This is a genomic window from Streptomyces sp. NPDC090088, from assembly GCF_044747345.1.
Taxonomy (GTDB): domain Bacteria; phylum Actinomycetota; class Actinomycetes; order Streptomycetales; family Streptomycetaceae; genus Streptomyces.
Genome location: NZ_JBIVDZ010000005.1, coordinates 773,772 through 789,331, shown reverse-complemented (window position 1 = coordinate 789,331; position 15,560 = coordinate 773,772). Strand labels below are relative to the sequence as shown.

Genomic DNA, 15,560 nt, shown 5'->3' with positions numbered 1-15,560 from the left:
CCTGCAGTCAGGAACAGGGACATGACATCCGCCCGCCCAACGGAAAGACGCACAGCACACGACCAGGCGCACAACAGCAGCCCCAGCCCCCGGTAGTCCTGATTCACTTCTCTTCCGCGCACACGGAATACTGGGATCATGGTTCAGCAGCCGCGCCCTGGTGCCAGGCCGTCCGTCGCCGAGGTGCTGCGCGAGCGGTATGCGAGGCGCCTTCCCGACACCCTGGAGGCCCTCACCGGACCAGAACACGGCCTCGTCGACCTGCCGCTCCACATCGCCTGGTCAGGACTGCGCACCTACGACCTCGACCAGCCCCGCCTGCGCATGAGCCTCTACCGAACCGTGCTCGCCGAAGGACAGCGCGATGACATCACCCGCTTCCTGAACCGCGATCTGCTGCTCGCGCAATGGCCCACGATGAGGACCATGATCAGCAGGCCCGTCCGCGAGGTGTGGGAGACCGCCTTCCCCGAGCTTGAGCGCTGGGCGTCCAGCACTGCGTGAGTGATCCGGCAGCCCGCCCTCGGCAAACCATGATCACAAACGCCCCGACAGGGCACACCCCCCTGCCGCCCCGCAGGGCGGGTCACCCACGACGTTGCAATCCACTGCTACACTCCATCAGCTCTCTGACCTGCGCAAACTCCGGGAAATCCATAGGGATTCCCGAGGTATCCGCGACATTCCAGCTCTACCACGTATCAGCAGGTCACAGACCCACACACCTCTGGCCAAAGGCACACACTCCGCAGTTCCCGCTGGCCAGATCGACGCACCGACCCACCGTAAGAATCCAGATCTGCGCCGACTCCCCAGCTCAACAAGCATTCAGACACTGCGCAGAGTCGGGAACTCACACAGGTGCACGACCGCCGCGAGCTGTCCGCCGAGGCGCACCTGCTGCTGCGCGGCACGTACGAAGGCGGACAGCTCCAGCCCCGCAGGCACCTCGTCCACTGCGGCCGCGTCGCAGTAGGCGTCCGCCACATCGGCGCATGAGGCGGTTGCTGTGGTCATATACCGAGCGATCGCGTCGGCAACGCCGGCGAGGTCGCCCTGCAGGACCCGAAGCCTGCGGCCACGGCCGCATCGAACCGCAGCGCGTTCCACCCTCGGCAGCAGAGCTTCCAGGGCGGTGAAGTCCGCTGCGGTCAGGGCACGGTGTGCCGCCGCCAGCCGTCGCACCTCCAGGTCGACCTCGCCCAGCGCGTGCAGTGTCTCGGCGAGGTCAGCTCGCCGGCGATCGCGTCGGCGGTACCAGGCATACAGCAGCCATCCGATGACGGCGACGCCCAGCGTCACCGCGCCGGCGACGAGCGGGTCCGTGAGCGTGTCGCTGGCTGCTGCGGGATTCGGGGTGCTGCCGGCATGCCGCCATACGCCGGGGCTGGCGCGGTCGGGCAGGCAGCGGGGGGGGAGAACAGGGCTGGCACGTCTCGGAAGACCAGGCTCGCTCCGACTGGCAGAACAGGGAGAACTGGCATGTGCCGCTCCTGACATGAGACTGGCGACGCCCATCTGCTCGGCCCTCGAAGCCGTAATGCAGCGAGTGTCAGGCTTTCTGCTCTGCCTCATGCGTGTGTTGCTGAGCCGGTGCTGTGAGGTCTGTGCACGGCTTCGGCACGGCGAGGTCGCAGGGCCGCTCCATCAGCCTGTCCGCTGGCGGCACTTGATCTCCCCAGCCGGAAGTGGCCTATGTACTTACGACCTACCGTCATCTGTCGGTGCGAGGTCTCAAGACTTTCTTGGCGGTTTGCCGCCAGAAGAACGTGTGATGCTGCCTGGTGAAGACAGTTCAGGTGAGCCCCAGAAGAGGCCAATTGGTGATTGGGGAGCTCCGAGCGCCGGTTGGCCTGGAGCAGCGGACAGCGGCTCGCCCGGGCGTGATGGTCGCGGGCGGTATCGGCAGTATTCCGCGACTTCGACTTCTGGCAGCCGGGTTCGCGAACATCAGGTGCCGAGTGCCTGCCGCGGCCTCGGCATAGCCCCAGCAGTTTCGTCCAGAGCGCCGAGTGAGGGGTGCCGTACCGGCAGGCACCTCTGCAAGTGGATGCGGAGCGCGGCACATTGCCCCTTACAGCCGAGGCGTGCACGAACGTGCACGCCCGTTCCGATGAGGTGTTCGACCGCGTCACCCGTCTGCTTGCGTGCCGTGGCGGGTGCCCTGGACCGGCGTGGCGCGCGATCTACAGTCCGTGGTGCCGGTGCACCGCGGATGTCGTGGATCCGGACGAAGGTGAGGAGGGTGACAGTGAGGCGTTCTGGGCAGGGCCGGTGCTGGACGGTGCGGCTGGTCCCCTACGGTCGCCCGGCGGCAGGCGTGTGCGTCGTCGACTGTTCGGTGCCGGCGTGCCAGCCGCGTGCGCGGGCGGCACAACGTCACCGTGATCCTGCCCTTGCCCGCAGGGCGGCCTTGCGCCATATCCGCCTGCATGCCGCAGAGTTGGAGGTTGTCGCCGACGCCTCCTGCCGGTGCCGTGGTGCGGGGTGTGTCTGGCATTCCCGATCTGCCGTCTGCGCCGGCTCCGCCGTCCTCGTGATGGTGCCCGGACTCGCGGGCCGGGTGTGGACCGTGGCGGAGATGTGCTTGGCGTGCGCGGACGTGGTCCCGTTCGCGCAGATCCTCAAATACAGCAGTCCGCAGGTCGTGGAGAGGGCGCCGGAGGCCGTGGGGCCAGGACGCGGCTGTGCCGTGTGCGTGCAGGAGGCACCGGCACTTCTTGCGAGAGTGACTGCCCCGGAGACCGGCGAGGTGTCTGCGGCCGAGGCGGGATCGGTCCTTGCCGGTCGGCTTGAGCCGGTACTGCGGCGTTTGAGCGACACGGCCGCCGGGCGAACCGCCGAGGCCCGGCTGCTGGCGCTCCTGGCTGTACTGCACCCGCACGGTCAGCGCGGATTCCGGCTCACTGGTGGGGACTTCCTCTTCTCGGATGCAGCTGCGGCCGAGGCCGCAGTGAGCGATCTGGCGAGCAGCGGTCTGCTGCGCCGCGCCGATGCCCCGTCGCGTTCCTCTCATGGTGCCCGGGAGCCGGTGTGGGCGGTGGCCGGCACCGAGCAGAGCGGGGCTGGCATGCCAGGGACCGTACTCGAACGATTTGTGCTGCACATGTGGGTAAGCCGGCTGGTCCAGCATGAACTGCTCGACGGCCAGCCTGCCGGGGTCCGGCTCGCCGCCTTGTATCTCACCGAGTGTTCCCTGTTGCGCGGCCGTGGGCAGGCCGGACTGCGGTCACTTGCCCGACTGTGTGCTCTTGGCCCTCCTGAGGCCGGCGCCGAGACGCTCGGCTCGTTGCAGGCGGCAGGCTGGGTGGATGCATTGCATATGAACAGCGGCTGGAACCGACCCGCCACCTATCGCCTGAGCGAGACTGCACGGCTGCTCGTGCCCGGCTGCGACCCTCCTGCCGCAGAATGCTCTGTCTCCCTTGCGGAGGGTAGCGAGTTCGCCCTGGCGTCCTGGGTTCACGCCTTCGGGCGCCGGCATGGTCATCCACCGTCGCTGGACGGCTTCCTGGCCTTCCACAACCGGCAGTCCTCGTACCGGTTCTTCGGCAGTCGAGAACTGCAGATAATGGTCAGTGCTCTCCGGCAAAAGGGCTGGGTGGAAATCCACGACGCCGCCGTGCCGACCGTGCGGCCCGGCGCACGGTATTGGCGTCATCGGGCTGCCTCCAAGGGCAACCCCTCCAAGCGGCACGCGCTTTCACCGCGGCAGGACGCCCCGCCGAGCAGACGCACGACAGACAGCAGCAGTCGGCAGAGACAGGCAGGGCTCTCGCCTCACGGACGCGGGCCCGATCTGCCGCTGACGCCACCGCGCCCTCGCACGACGGCACAACCGACCGTTTACGCATCGGCACCGACTGCGTCCGTGGTGCCTCCGGGGATCTGGTTGCTGCCTGGAGCCCGTGCGGTCCTGGATCCGGACTCGCCGTGATCACCGGTACCTCAACGCGGGGGGCGTGGGTCCGACGCTCTCGTTGCCTGCCGTCAGGGTCAGAGCTGCACTGAACGCCTGCCTGGCCTAGGTCCACGGCGGGGAGCTCGGGCAGCCGCCTTCCAACGACGTCTCCGCCGCGCGAAGTTCGAGCAGCAGGTCGCCCTGGAGGAGTTCGATTTCACCGCTTGCCCGAAGCTGCCCGCGGCTCAGATCTGTGACCTTGCCGCCCTGCGCTGTCTCCGTGCTGGCGAGTCAGTCATCCTCATTCGGTCCCGTCGGAGTAGGCGCCCAGGCCTCGGCCGCCTCGCCGTCCAGCAGGGGCCTACGTCGGTTTCGCCAAGACCAGCCGGATCCTGGCGGAGCTCGCCGGCGGCCACGCGGACCGCACCTGGGACAAGCGCATGCGCGAGTTCATCCACCCCGGCGTCTTCGCGACGCGCCAGCCGACCGCGACACAGGCCGACAACCTGTACGAACTCGTCTCCGAGCGCCAGGGACGCTCGCTGATCGTCATCAGCAACCAGAGACCGTCGAACTGGTATCCCCCGTTCCCCGACTCCGCCGACTCCGAATCCCCGCTCGACCGGCTGATCAACACTAGCCACCAGGCCATGAACGGACCCGGCTACCGGCCGAACAAGCACCCCAGGACCGTCGGCGACACAGTTACACCGGTCAGCTTCGGCCTGAATTCAGTCCGACCTGAGTATTGACCGACCTGAATTCAGGCCACACGATAGGGGTATGGACATCACCACAAGTCTTGGACCGATCCGCGACAACTTCCTCGGCGAACGGCGCCTTCTGGTCGACGCGATCGCTGGAGCCTGGCGGGAGGGAACTTCCGCCAAGGAGATCGCCCGCACCGTCGCGCCCGCCTTCGGACGCGACCAGGTCCTGCAGTTCCTCGCGGCCGTCGCCTTGCACGACTCCGCCCGAAAAGCCCTGGCCGAGGCTGGCCTGGACGGCGTCACGGAAGTCACCGTCACCGGAGTCGACGCCCCACGCGAAGCACGGCTCTGCATCTCGGCCGACCCGAGCGAGGTCACCGACTTCGACTCCCTGCCCCAGCGCATCCGGGCCGCGCTGCACGACTTCCAGATCACGCTGGCACCCACGCGCGACAGCGACGATCCAGCCGCGTCCCCGGACGACCTCATCCTCGACGGGCAGGCGGTCCGCCTCGTCAGGACCGAACCTCGCAGCTAAAACTCGAACGGCCGAGGCCCCCCACCGGACTCCGCCCGCCCTGCTTGATCAAAATGGAGATCCCGATGCAGCTCACTACGAACGCCAACAGCCAGTGGGGCGACAAAGCCCCCCCCCCCCCCGCGTCCTGCCCGGCTCTACGATCCGCTGCAGCCTGCCCCGCCGACACACGGAGACCCACCACCGGTGCGACGCGGTCACCCCCGAGGTTCGCTGGCTCGTCGAGGGCAACGCCTCCCCGGAGGTGTTCGGGATGACCGGCACCGGCTTCTGGACACCGATCGGCCTGACGTCCGAAGCCGCTGCCTGCGAATCCATCCCTGGGGCTGGGGAATAACGCGACCACAACTATGGGGAACTGCGCAACCGTTCACACCCGTGCTGCCGCCGGACTGCCATACCACCGGTTCACGACCCGGTGGACAGCAGGTACAGCCGACCGGCCGGTTCAGCGAAGTTGCCAGCCAGGAGGCCGCACTATCCGCACGGGTGCCACGTGGTCCGACCGCGTCAGCGCGGTTACTCGCCGCCGAACAAGGCCGAACCGAATCCCCGGGCCCGAAGCCCCGTAGAGAGGGAAGGCTCGTAGAGTGGCCCTCATGACCGACGTGCCCGGCAGCAGCACCATCACGATCGCGCTCGCAGCCCCGGGAGACGGGACCGCAGCAGTGGAACTGGGTGCCCTCGCTGTCGATGGCCTGACGCCCGCTCCCGGCACGGCCCCGCCAGCCCTGGCCCAGGCCATCGACACGTCCGGCGGGCAGGTCCCACTCCCCTACGGACACGGCCGCTGTCTGGTCGCACGGGTCGAGAACACCGTGGCCGGGATGGTGTACATGACGCCTCCCATCCGGTGGATCCGGGACCATCCGCCCACGCAGCGGGCCGGCCTCGTCCAGTCGCTCGTCGAGATCGAGCTGCTGGCCGTCGCCGAGCCCCACCGCGGCCGCGGCATCGGCACCGCGCTGCTCGCCGCGGCCGAGGAGACCGCCCGCAACGCTGGCAGCCATCTGGCCTTCGCCAAGGTCAAGATCGGTGCCTTCGCCACCATGCGCTGGTACCGCAAGCGCGGCTACACCATCGCCGCCCAGGCCGAACCGGTCATCTTCCGTACCCGGTCGGGGTTCGAATCCTGCGACGACGGATCGGACGGCTACCAACTCGCCGTGAAAACCCTGCAACCGGGCGCCGTGCTGCGCCGCCGCCTGGAGCGTGGCCTCTCCATGCTCCTCGCGGAACGCGATGTCTGAGCTGGCCGTCGCCGACGTGCTGCGCGAACGGTAGACGGGGCGCCTTCCCGACAGGCCGACGGTCCTCGCCGGGCCGGAGCACAACCTCGCCGCCCGGCCGCTCCGCATCGCCTGGTCAGGCCTGCGCACCTACGGCACTGTCCTCGCATCATCGGGCATCAGCCGGGTGGTGATGGTGATGTTCACCCGGCCGCTGCCGTTCGGGTTGGTGTCGGTCTGGACGTAGGAGGCATTTTCCACGGGCAGGGCGGCGTCGCGGCTGTGTCCGCCGGAACGCGCACTGAGCCACTTACGGACTGGCAGCCTGTCAGCAGGCGGGGCCCACGATCTCCTCGATGATCCGGACAGCCTGGGCGCAGGAGACGTGCTTGAGAGAGGCGGTTTGTGCCCACGTCGGGTCGGCCTCCTCTTCGGCCTGTGCAGCCGGGGGCCAGCCGTTGCCTCGTATCTGTTGTTTGATGTGTCGGCTGAATGCCCAGGCGTCCTGTGCTGCGGCAAAGCGCCAGCGTGCCAGGATCTGCCATGCGCGCCGCGTGGGGTGGAGACGGCGCCGACCTGCCTGGGTTACTCCCCATCCCAGGGCGTGAAGGCCGTCGTGAAGGACGAGATAGAGGTCTCCAGGCTCGCTGGGGCTGATGTCCTGTCGCGCACACACGGGGCAGCCGCGATGGTGGCCTGGCAGCGTCCGGGGAACGGGAGCCGAGAAGCTGTCGCAGGTGGTGCACTGCGATGCCCAGGGCGTGTCCGTTCGTCCTGGGTAGGGGTCGAGGGGATGGAGGCCGTGGGTGAGCATGCAGGCGACGGCCTGTTGTTCGTCGAGAACTCTCTGGGCGGGGAAGGCGGTGGCGTGGCAGGCCCAGCACTGGTGTCCGCGCAGGCGGACTGAAGACAGGGTGGGAGTGCCGAGGTGGCCGCAGCGCAGGCATCTGGCGAGCCAGGGTCTGAGTTCAAGGCCGGGATAAGGTGTGAGGGGAACCAGGCCGGATGCGGTCATGATGGTGGTGGCTGCGGCAGCTTCGGTGACGCGGCCCGTGCAGTGGGTGCACCGTGCCCGCCCGTTGCGGACATGGGTGAGCCGTTTGGTCTTGACCACAGCACACTGGGCGCACCGGCACTGCCAGGCCTTGCCGGCTCCGGGGTAGGGTTCCAGGGGCAGCCAGCCGTGCTGTTCCATGGTGGCCGTGGCCTTGATGCCGTCGTGCATGAGGCTGCTGGCGATCTTGCGTGAGCGGCAGGCGCCGCGGCAGGGGCCGCTGCCCTTGTTGACGACATCGTTGTAGCGCGGTGAGTTGATCTGTCCGCAGCGCAGGCAGCGGCAGCGCCAGGGTTGCTGGGTTCCGGGGAAGGCCTCAAGGGGTTGCGCGCCCCGTTGGAGCATCGCCCTGACAGCTTGGGCCTCTGTGATTCTGCGTGGTGCCATGCACTCCCCCGGCTCGCGATGGCGTGCGGCAGGAGCCTGCCGCTGTGCCTGTCCTTGCGGCTTGGCTTCATTGTGACCGCTCCGGGCTTGCTGCTGAGCAAGATCGGCCGAACTGCATCAGATCGGGGGCTCGGCACTCTTGTTTTGCGTGGGGGCTTCAGGTCGATGCCGGGCCCGGCTCCCTGCGGTCCCGGGCGGGGGGCTACCTCGGGCAACGAGTCCGCGTGGCGTGGTGGAGCCGTGTCAGAGGGCCTCCATTTTTTGCATCTGCACGTGCAGATGAATGGATTACCGTCTTCCGTTCAATGTCGCGACACCCGAAAGCGTGAAGGAATCAGACACTTGGTGACGTCGGGTGTGGGTCATCGGGCCGCTACCGCGTCCAGCCGTGATCACCTGAAACCTTATTTTGAGCGCATCATGCGCTTCAGGACCGTTCGTTGCCATGTTTGCCGAGAGATCAGACAACTTATCTCTGGAACCACAAAGACGCCTGGACGGTGCGGGAGTTGACTTCACATTTTTGCGTCACAACACATCACCGGATCTCTCGGTTAACGTGACGCAGACCCGGGCGAAGGAGTACCTTCCATTCCCGGAAAATAGTCGCGCCCTGAACAGGGGCGGGCCCCGGCGGTGTCTGATCCACACCATCCGGGGCCCTCGCGCGGACAGGTCAGAAAAGAAAGGCGCTAACCCTATGACTGCCCGGCTCTCCGGGGGGATGCAGTGCATGCCCCCGACTCGCGAAAATACCATTTCGCGCTTCCGTGTTCCACAAAAAGCCTGCCTAGACACCCTGGACGTGCGGCTGCGTCTGAGCATCGTCATCGTGGTGATCGTCATCGTGTGGCCGATGGCCACCGACAGGGTCACCGTGCTGCTCGCGGCCGCCGCTCTGGCATCCCGGTCCTCTGTCAGGTACCTGCGCCTTCGGCGTTAGGACGGCTCCCGGGGTGTCTGCGGCCCTCAGCCGGCAGACACCCCGGGAGGGGGTCGGTTTCCCAATGACGGAGAGGCGGAAAGCCAAGGTGCACACGGCAGTTCAACGCAAGGAGTGCGGCTTCTGCGGTCAGCCGTTACGCCCGCACGAGGGACGCGGACGGCGGCGTGACTACTGCGACGACGCGTGCCGCAGGAAGGCCCAGCGCGAGCGGAATGCCCAGCGGGGCTTACCCGTCGCAGTGCCCAGCGGGATCCGGATGGCCCGCGACCTGGCCGCTCTGGCCGGACGGCTCCTGGTCGCCGAGCAGATGCAGCTGCCCCTGGGGACCCGCCTGGCCCTGACCGATGGCATTTTGCGGCAGATGGACCGGTATACAGCGTCTGCGGTGCACGAGGCCCGGCAGGCGGGAGCGGGCTGGGAAGACGTCGCGGCAGCCGCCCGCCTGACCGCGGCTCAGGCTGGTGCCCGCTGGGACACGCCGGCGCTACGGGTGCTGTTCCCCTCACTGCAGGCAGCTGAGCGTCCCCGCGCGATGCAGCAGCACCTGGCGGACGCGCTGGCCTACCTGCAGATAGGTTCGGGCGTGTCGGTCGACGAGGCAGCCGAGCGGGCCGGTCTCCAGATGCCGTACGTCCTGCAGGTTCTCGAGGGCGTGTGCGTTCCGTCCTGGCCCGAGCTGTACACACTGGCCTGCGTGTTCGACGGACGCCCGGAAGATCTGCGGGTGCTGTGGGAGAGCGCCCTGGGCAGTGTGCACCCTCCCCGTCTGCCCGCACAGGGTGCGGCCGGCTACCTGGCGGCCGCACTGCGCGGCCTGCATCTGGCCGCCGGCTCCCCCACCATGCGCAGGCTCAGCAAGCAGGCGCTGTTGCCACCCGAGTGCCTGACAGAGGTGCTGGAGGGCCGCCACACCCCGCCGTGGAATACGACAGCGCGCCTGGTCCGCGCGCTGGGCGGGCGGGTCGAGGACGCCGAACCGTTATGGCAAGCGGTCCTCCAGGCGGCCGTCGGCCTGCACGGCACGGACTCGTCCCGGCAGCTGGGCTGCGAGCACTGCCGTGTCGCAGCCCAGGACGGTCCGTAGAGACCACCCGGCCGTACCCGTCGCGAGACGCCCCAGCTGCCGGTGCGCCGGAGGCGCACCGGCGCCTTTTCTCCCTCGTTCCGGTGGATTTTCTGTACCCGGGGCGCAGCTTTCCGTCGATGGCTTGGATGGGGTGAACTGCCCCTCTAGCATGGGCTGTTCAGCGGAGACGACCTTGGGGGCATTGTGACGCGGGCAAGGGGCAGGCAAGAAGAAAACGAGATTGACGTGAGCACGCCAAGCGTTGCGCGTATGTACGACTGGCTGCTGGGCGGAGTGGAAAACTACGCCGCCGACCGGCAGGAGTGCGAGAAACTTCTGGAAATCGCACCCAGCAGCAAGCTCCTTGCCCGGAACAACCGCGCCTTTCTGCAGCGGGTGGTGCGGATCCTGGCCGAGACGTACGGGATCCGTCAGTTCATCGATCACGGTTCCGGGCTGCCGACCCAGGACAACGTGCACCAGATCGCACAGCGCATCGACCCCCAGGCCCGGGTCGTGTATGTCGACAACGACCCGAGCGTGCTCGCCCACGGCCGGGCCGCTCTGGAGGAGAACGACAACACCCTTGTCCTCAACGCCGATATGCGGGAGACGGAAGCGATCTTCGGGCATCCCGAAGTGTGCGGCCTCATCGACTTCGGCCAGCCGGTTGCGGCACTCTTCGTTTCCGTGCTGCACTGCCTGCCCGACGCGGACCGTCCCGCGCAGCTCGTGCGGCGTGTGGCGCAGCGGCTGGCGCCCGGCAGTTTCCTGGTGGTCTGTCAGCTCGTCAGCAGAAACCGGGACGTGCGGGACCAGGTGACAGAGCTGATGCGTGTGGCCACCCACGGCACCTGGGGCCGGGTCCGGGAGGAAGCCGAAGTGCGGTCCTTCTTTGGAGACTGGGAGATCCTCGAGCCAGGACTGGTCAATGTCGTCGACTGGCGGCCGGACAGTGAGGTCGTGGCCCGTCCCCGCGACGAGGAATGGGTCGAGTGGGGCGGAGTCGCCCGCCTGTGACAGCTCCCGGTCTCACCGGCCGGCCGCCGCCTGGGCCTCGTAGCGGTCGCGTGCCTCTTTCAGCAGCATTCGGCTCTCCCTCATCCGCTCCGAGGCGTTCATGAGGTTGAGCAGTACCTGCCGGTACTGCTCAACCTCGGCTGCCCGGGCCAGGTACATGGCGCTGTCGATGAGTTCCACGTAGACGAGTTCCGAGGGCCCGCCGTCCCCGAACGTGAGATGGGTGATCGGATAGCTCGGGGCGGCGCTGGCGCTGCGCTCGAAGGGCACGATGCGGATGTTGATGCCCTCCTGGAGCGAGAGGTCCAGGAGGTGGGTGAGCTGCCTGCTCATCACCGCGGCGCCGCCGACCGGCCGCAGCAGGATGCCCTCGTCGAGCATCGCGATGACGTCGGGCCGGTGAGAGTCCCGGAGAATACGCTGACGGTCCAAACGCAGCCTCACCCGGCGCTGGATCTCCTCCGGGCCGGCGCCGGGCATCCCATTGGACAGCAGGGCACGGGTGTAGTCGGCGGTCTGCAGAAGGCCCGGGATGACGTGGTTCTCGTAGCAGGAGATGCGGGTTGCGCCGGCTTCCAGGCCGATCAGGCGTTTGAGCCAGTTGGGGGTGACGTCCCCGTACTGCCGCCACCAGGCGTTGTCCTTGGCCTGCTGCAGCAGGCCCTCGATCTCGTGAACACGCTCGCCCGACAGCTGATAGAAGGCCACCAGGTCATGAACGTCACGGTCCTTGGGCGGGCTCTCGCCGCGTTCCAGACGGCTGAGCTTGGATACCGAGCCGCGAATCACCGGCACGACGTCCCTCAGCGCCAGATGGCGTTCCTTTCGGGCCTGCCGCAGTGCCTCGCCCAGCAGGCGGGCCGCGATCTCGGGCCTGGGGGCCTGCCCCCCGACCTCCGTGACCGGCGCAACGGTCTCCTCCCGCGCCGCGGAACCGTCGGACATGCACAAGCCCCCCTGCGAAACCGGCCCTGGACCGGCGTCAGTTTCGCAGACTCCGACTCTGCATGTCCGACGTATGCCGTCACCTCACTCAGCCGGCCAGCTGATCGAACTCGCCGTCCTTGGCGCCCGCCACGAACGCCGCAACTTCCTCGCTTGTGTACACCAGCGCCGGGCCCTGCGGATCACGGGAGTTGCGCACGGCCGCTCCCCCGCCAGGCAGAGCCGTCACTTCAACACAGTTGCCCCCGGTGGCACCGCTGTGGGAACTCCTCACCCACACGGCGCCCTGGATCTGACTGGCCTGAATTCCGTTGCGGTATTCCACTGTTGCCACCCTCGCTCTCGCTCGATGCATGCCCACCGAGCGAGTCCCCTCTGGGCTCCCGCACACGGACCACTGCATTGCTCACAACGGGAAACGGGATCCCATATGCAATTGCATGGGGGTGGGTTGGAAGGATCGTAGCCGCCCCAACCGGTACTGCGGTGTCACCCACAAGGGGCACGATCCACGCGATCGCATCCTTGACAGAAGGATCGAACACACAGGTGGGCAGGGCGGGTTGGCAGTTCGGCTGCCACAACGCCGAGCTGCCCCGGAGGGGGGCGGGAACTAGGGGACCAACTCCGACCCGATAATCGCTTTTCTGTTCGCTCGGTGAATGGCGGCTATCTTGCCCGTTCCCAACCAAGGCGACGCATCAAGCGCGTAAGGGACTGCCAGTCCGCAAGGGCGGCAGCAGAGAAGGCGGGCATCTCGGACGGGTAGCGATCGAAGGCGTAAGCCATGCGGAAAACGCTACTGGCGACCACTGACAATCGGGCTGGCCTGCAGTTTCACCGCAAGGGAGCCAGCAGCGGAGCAGGCCGACGTACTGGAGTCCTGCATCCCACCGGCGGCTGATCGCACGCAGGACAAGTGGAAGACCGCGCTGTGCATGTTCGACAGGTTCCCCCTCCTCGTATGAGCCGAGGGTGCAGGGCGCTCTCGAGAAGGCTGGAGTAGAGGAGCGGTGTCGAGAAGTTCCTCCCACGATGGGCAGCAGTGGTGGCCTGACGCCGCTGGCCGCCGCTCCCACAGCCAGGGAGCGAAGCCGCGGCGAGGCGCCTTTCTGTCGATGAACCCTCTGCTGGCCGCCGTCGGCAAGGGGCGTCCGGGGCCAGCGCCCGTGTGTGAAGCTCGACACAGGGGCCGCCCGCTCGCGATCCCACCGACCTCCATCCAGGTAAAGACCTGCACGGACCGCTCACCTCAGGCTTCAGGATGGGCTCGCGGTGATCGACAGCGGGCAGGCATGTTGCCCCAGGCCTGTGATCGCCTTACTCTTTTTATGCGGAAGCGTCGTTTCGACGGATGGGAGCAGGGATGGCGGCTGAGCATGCCGGTCCGCCGACGGTCCGGCCCTGGCCTGTCGTGGAATGGCAGGACGTCCTGAGTGCCTACACTCCGACGGATGACCCGTCGGAGGCCCGTCTGCGCACGCTGCGCCGCAGTGCCGTCCTGTCGGACGGAGTGCAGGGACCGGTCAAAACGGCCGAGGGACGTTTCAGCGGGAAGTTGTCCCTGTTCTGCGAGCTGAACCTGGATGCTGCGGTGCTGTGGCGACGGGGGCTGACCGACTGGGCCGAGCAGTACCGCACAGCGGCCAGCAGCCTGGAGACGAGCCTGGAAGGCCTGCTGGCCGAGCACAGAGTGCAGATCGCCGAACTCATCCGCCCCACCGAGCCGCGCCGCCGCGAGGCCTGGCGCGTGTTGGCCCTGTTCAGCGAGGCGGTGGCAGCAGCGCGCACGCAGCTGCCACCGGTGCCCGACGAGGACACCGTGCCCGGCGTCCTGGAGGCCAGAACCGGCCGGTGGGTCCGCTTCGTCGCGACCATGGGCACCGGCCGGTATGACGTTCCCTGGCAGATGGTCCGCTCCGCCGGCCTTTCGGTGGGCGATCCGGCCGTGCTGTTCCGTGAGCTTCTACCCAATGGCAATGCGGTGCTGCGCCTGCAGGCCGGCCTCGATATGGGGCACGCCGAGCAGGCCGAACAACCTGCAGAGGAACTGCATCCGCTGGAGGCACGAGCCGTACGCCGCGCCCAGTCTCCCGCCGCGCGCAGGGCTCTTCTGGCCACGTTGGAAGAGGAAGAACCGCTGGTGAAGCGAGTGCTGGGGTGAGCGATGTCAGATGGCGCCCGGCCGCCCGCCAAGACCGGCAGCGCTTACAGCAGTTCACGTGCTGTCCCGGCACTGACCAACCGCACAGGTCAGATTGCTCGCAGCCCTGGGCGCATGAGGTACAGGGCTATCTACGCCAGAACGCTCTGGGTTACTGCCTGCGCAACCCACCCGCCCGCGACCAGCGGCTGCTGCTCATCGAAGACGGCCCCGAGTTGGTCGGGGCTGTGGTGCACGCGCTGACGGTCTCCGACGATCCTCACGGCGTCCGCGACCGTGCCATCGTCGCCTATGCCGTGGCACTCCCTCATCAGGGCAAACAGCTCTCCGACGGAAGACGCGCCTCGCACGCGGTACTGGACGCCGCAGTGGAGGACGCCGTTTCCCGCCACGCGCAAGGAGTCCGGATCGTACTGAATGCCCTGGTGGATCCACGCAACGCATCCTCCTGCGCATGCCTGCGCAGTTACGGCCTTCTGCCACGGGGCCGCGACCAGTCAGGCGACTACGTCCTTCACAGCAGGCGCCTCACCTAACCGGATGGACCAGTTCACCGCCCAAAGCCCGCTACCACGGCAAGCCGCTCGTCAGCTTCCGGAGCCGCCAACGCAGCGCGTGCGGTCGTGTCAGGTTCGGCGTCCGCCGCTGTCGCCTTCGCTCCCCGCCCGGTGGGCCTGCTTGCCCTGCTGGGCCAAGTACTCGCCTCCGAATTCCGCAACCACCGTGTATAGACGGTCGATGACGGCCTGTTTGGCGTCCGGAGCCATGTCTCTGAACCAGGCGTCGAGCAGACGCGCGGTCTGCACCCAGGTGGCTCCAGGTGCGTGCGCAGCCACTTCTTCCGCGATTCTCGGAATGAGCAGGACAGTCTGATCGGTGACTGTCTGCGGTGTGCGGTGAGCCCCTTCGGTGAATTCGGCACGGCATCCGGTGTACCGGCAGGCCCGGCGCTGCTCCTCGGGTACGGGAGACTGCCAGCATCCTCGATCGCCCAGGCCGTGAAGGAGCTGTCCGCCACGGTACGCGCGGCAGCCGCGGAAACCGGCGGATGCAAACGCAGAGAACTCCACCGCTGCGCGGCCCCGCACCAGGAATGGGCTAGGGCCTGTCTGACAAATTACTGCGCTTGAAGGGGGTCTTCGGGAAGGATGTGAGGTCCGGTGGGTGGCGTGACAACACGGCCTACCAGTACAAGGTCCGTGGAGGGGAGACGATGTTGGCCGGTCAAGCACTGACTTTCGCCCGCTGGGTGGACTACATGATCGATTGCGGGGAGACGAACACGCACGCCAGCGCGTGGGGGATGCCAGTCGATACTCCCGTCCCGGTCTTCGACCATGAGAGCAAGACAGTGTCTTTGGGCGGACGGTTCGAGGGCGCTTCGTTCGGTGAGTACGTTGAGCTTCTGAGGTCCTCGTCGGCGGACTGCCGCTACGCCAGCGGCTGGCAGATGAAGACTGATGCGCCCGTTCCTGTATTCACCCCCTACGCCCGGACTGTTCACCTCGGAGAGCCGTCGAGCGCGTTCTCGTTCTTCCCTGCGGATCCAACCCCAGCCTGATGAGCAGGTCGCCGGCCGGAGCGGAGGGACGTCACGCTC

Annotated in this window: 16 protein-coding genes; 11 read left to right on the top strand and 5 right to left on the bottom strand. The window is 67.6% G+C overall.

Annotated features, from left to right (window positions below):
* The first annotated feature begins 138 nt into the window (after positions 1–138).
* On the top strand, positions 139–504 hold the full coding sequence (locus ACIPSJ_RS27305) for a hypothetical protein (protein WP_401349898.1): 366 nt from the start codon (positions 139–141) through the stop codon (positions 502–504).
* 324 nt (positions 505–828) lie between these two features.
* Here the strand turns inward: ACIPSJ_RS27305 and ACIPSJ_RS27300 are convergent, their stop codons facing one another.
* Entirely contained in the window at positions 829–1,302 is a 474-nt protein-coding gene (locus ACIPSJ_RS27300) for a hypothetical protein (protein WP_401349896.1), read from the bottom strand.
* 1,450 nt (positions 1,303–2,752) lie between these two features.
* Here ACIPSJ_RS27300 and ACIPSJ_RS27295 point away from each other — a divergent pair.
* The 4 genes from ACIPSJ_RS27295 (at position 2,753) to ACIPSJ_RS27280 (ending at position 6,399) form a co-directional block, all read left to right on the top strand.
* On the top strand, positions 2,753–3,937 hold the full coding sequence (locus tag ACIPSJ_RS27295) for a hypothetical protein (protein WP_401349894.1): 1,185 nt from the start codon (positions 2,753–2,755) through the stop codon (positions 3,935–3,937).
* Between the two features lie 404 nt (positions 3,938–4,341).
* Positions 4,342–4,653 carry a hypothetical protein gene (locus ACIPSJ_RS27290; protein WP_401349891.1) on the top strand — a complete coding sequence of 104 codons (312 nt, stop codon included), beginning with the start codon at positions 4,342–4,344 and terminating at the stop codon, positions 4,651–4,653.
* A gap of 31 nt (positions 4,654–4,684) precedes the next feature.
* Positions 4,685–5,149, top strand: a complete 465-nt coding sequence (locus tag ACIPSJ_RS27285; RefSeq protein WP_401349889.1) for a hypothetical protein — start codon at positions 4,685–4,687, stop codon at positions 5,147–5,149.
* A 599-nt stretch (positions 5,150–5,748) separates the two neighbouring features.
* The gene (locus ACIPSJ_RS27280; RefSeq protein ID WP_401349887.1) at positions 5,749–6,399 is read left to right on the top strand and encodes a GNAT family N-acetyltransferase; all 651 of its coding nucleotides are present in this window, start codon (positions 5,749–5,751) and stop codon (positions 6,397–6,399) included.
* A gap of 307 nt (positions 6,400–6,706) precedes the next feature.
* Here ACIPSJ_RS27280 and ACIPSJ_RS27275 read toward each other — a convergent pair whose 3' ends face one another.
* A complete protein-coding gene (locus ACIPSJ_RS27275; protein ID WP_401349884.1) occupies positions 6,707–7,777 on the bottom strand; it encodes a hypothetical protein in 1,071 nt (356 codons plus the stop codon).
* Positions 7,778–8,552: 775 nt separating this feature from the next.
* Here ACIPSJ_RS27275 and ACIPSJ_RS27270 point away from each other — a divergent pair.
* The 3 genes from ACIPSJ_RS27270 to ACIPSJ_RS27260 all read left to right on the top strand — a co-directional run bounded on the left by ACIPSJ_RS27270 (position 8,553) and on the right by ACIPSJ_RS27260 (position 10,851).
* Positions 8,553–8,762 (top strand): hypothetical protein, encoded by a 210-nt coding sequence (locus ACIPSJ_RS27270; protein WP_401349882.1) that lies wholly within the window; start codon positions 8,553–8,555, stop codon positions 8,760–8,762.
* A 241-nt stretch (positions 8,763–9,003) separates the two neighbouring features.
* The gene (locus tag ACIPSJ_RS27265) at positions 9,004–9,849 is read left to right on the top strand and encodes a hypothetical protein (protein ID WP_401349881.1); all 846 of its coding nucleotides are present in this window, start codon (positions 9,004–9,006) and stop codon (positions 9,847–9,849) included.
* 186 nt (positions 9,850–10,035) lie between these two features.
* Positions 10,036–10,851, top strand: a complete 816-nt coding sequence (locus ACIPSJ_RS27260) for an SAM-dependent methyltransferase (RefSeq protein ID WP_401349878.1) — start codon at positions 10,036–10,038, stop codon at positions 10,849–10,851.
* Positions 10,852–10,863: 12 nt separating this feature from the next.
* Here ACIPSJ_RS27260 and ACIPSJ_RS27255 read toward each other — a convergent pair whose 3' ends face one another.
* Positions 10,864–11,796 carry a helix-turn-helix domain-containing protein gene (locus tag ACIPSJ_RS27255; protein ID WP_401349876.1) on the bottom strand — a complete coding sequence of 311 codons (933 nt, stop codon included), beginning with the start codon at positions 11,794–11,796 and terminating at the stop codon, positions 10,864–10,866.
* An 88-nt stretch (positions 11,797–11,884) separates the two neighbouring features.
* The gene (locus ACIPSJ_RS27250; protein ID WP_401350128.1) at positions 11,885–12,151 is read right to left on the bottom strand and encodes a DUF397 domain-containing protein; all 267 of its coding nucleotides are present in this window, start codon (positions 12,149–12,151) and stop codon (positions 11,885–11,887) included.
* A 1,011-nt stretch (positions 12,152–13,162) separates the two neighbouring features.
* Between ACIPSJ_RS27250 and ACIPSJ_RS27245 the strand changes: the two genes are divergently transcribed.
* Both ACIPSJ_RS27245 and ACIPSJ_RS27240 read left to right on the top strand, forming a co-directional pair.
* Complete coding sequence (locus ACIPSJ_RS27245; protein ID WP_401349875.1) at positions 13,163–13,960, top strand: hypothetical protein; 798 nt, start codon at positions 13,163–13,165, stop codon at positions 13,958–13,960.
* The gene (locus ACIPSJ_RS27240) at positions 13,957–14,496 is read left to right on the top strand and encodes a hypothetical protein (protein WP_401349873.1); all 540 of its coding nucleotides are present in this window, start codon (positions 13,957–13,959) and stop codon (positions 14,494–14,496) included. Before ACIPSJ_RS27245 ends, ACIPSJ_RS27240 begins: the two co-directional genes overlap by 4 nt.
* A gap of 90 nt (positions 14,497–14,586) precedes the next feature.
* Here ACIPSJ_RS27240 and ACIPSJ_RS27235 read toward each other — a convergent pair whose 3' ends face one another.
* A complete protein-coding gene (locus tag ACIPSJ_RS27235) occupies positions 14,587–14,766 on the bottom strand; it encodes a hypothetical protein (RefSeq protein WP_401349872.1) in 180 nt (59 codons plus the stop codon).
* 320 nt (positions 14,767–15,086) lie between these two features.
* On the opposite strand from ACIPSJ_RS27235, the gene ACIPSJ_RS27230 reads away from it, so the two are divergent.
* The gene (locus ACIPSJ_RS27230; protein WP_401349870.1) at positions 15,087–15,521 is read left to right on the top strand and encodes a hypothetical protein; all 435 of its coding nucleotides are present in this window, start codon (positions 15,087–15,089) and stop codon (positions 15,519–15,521) included.
* Positions 15,522–15,560: the final 39 nt, after the last annotated feature.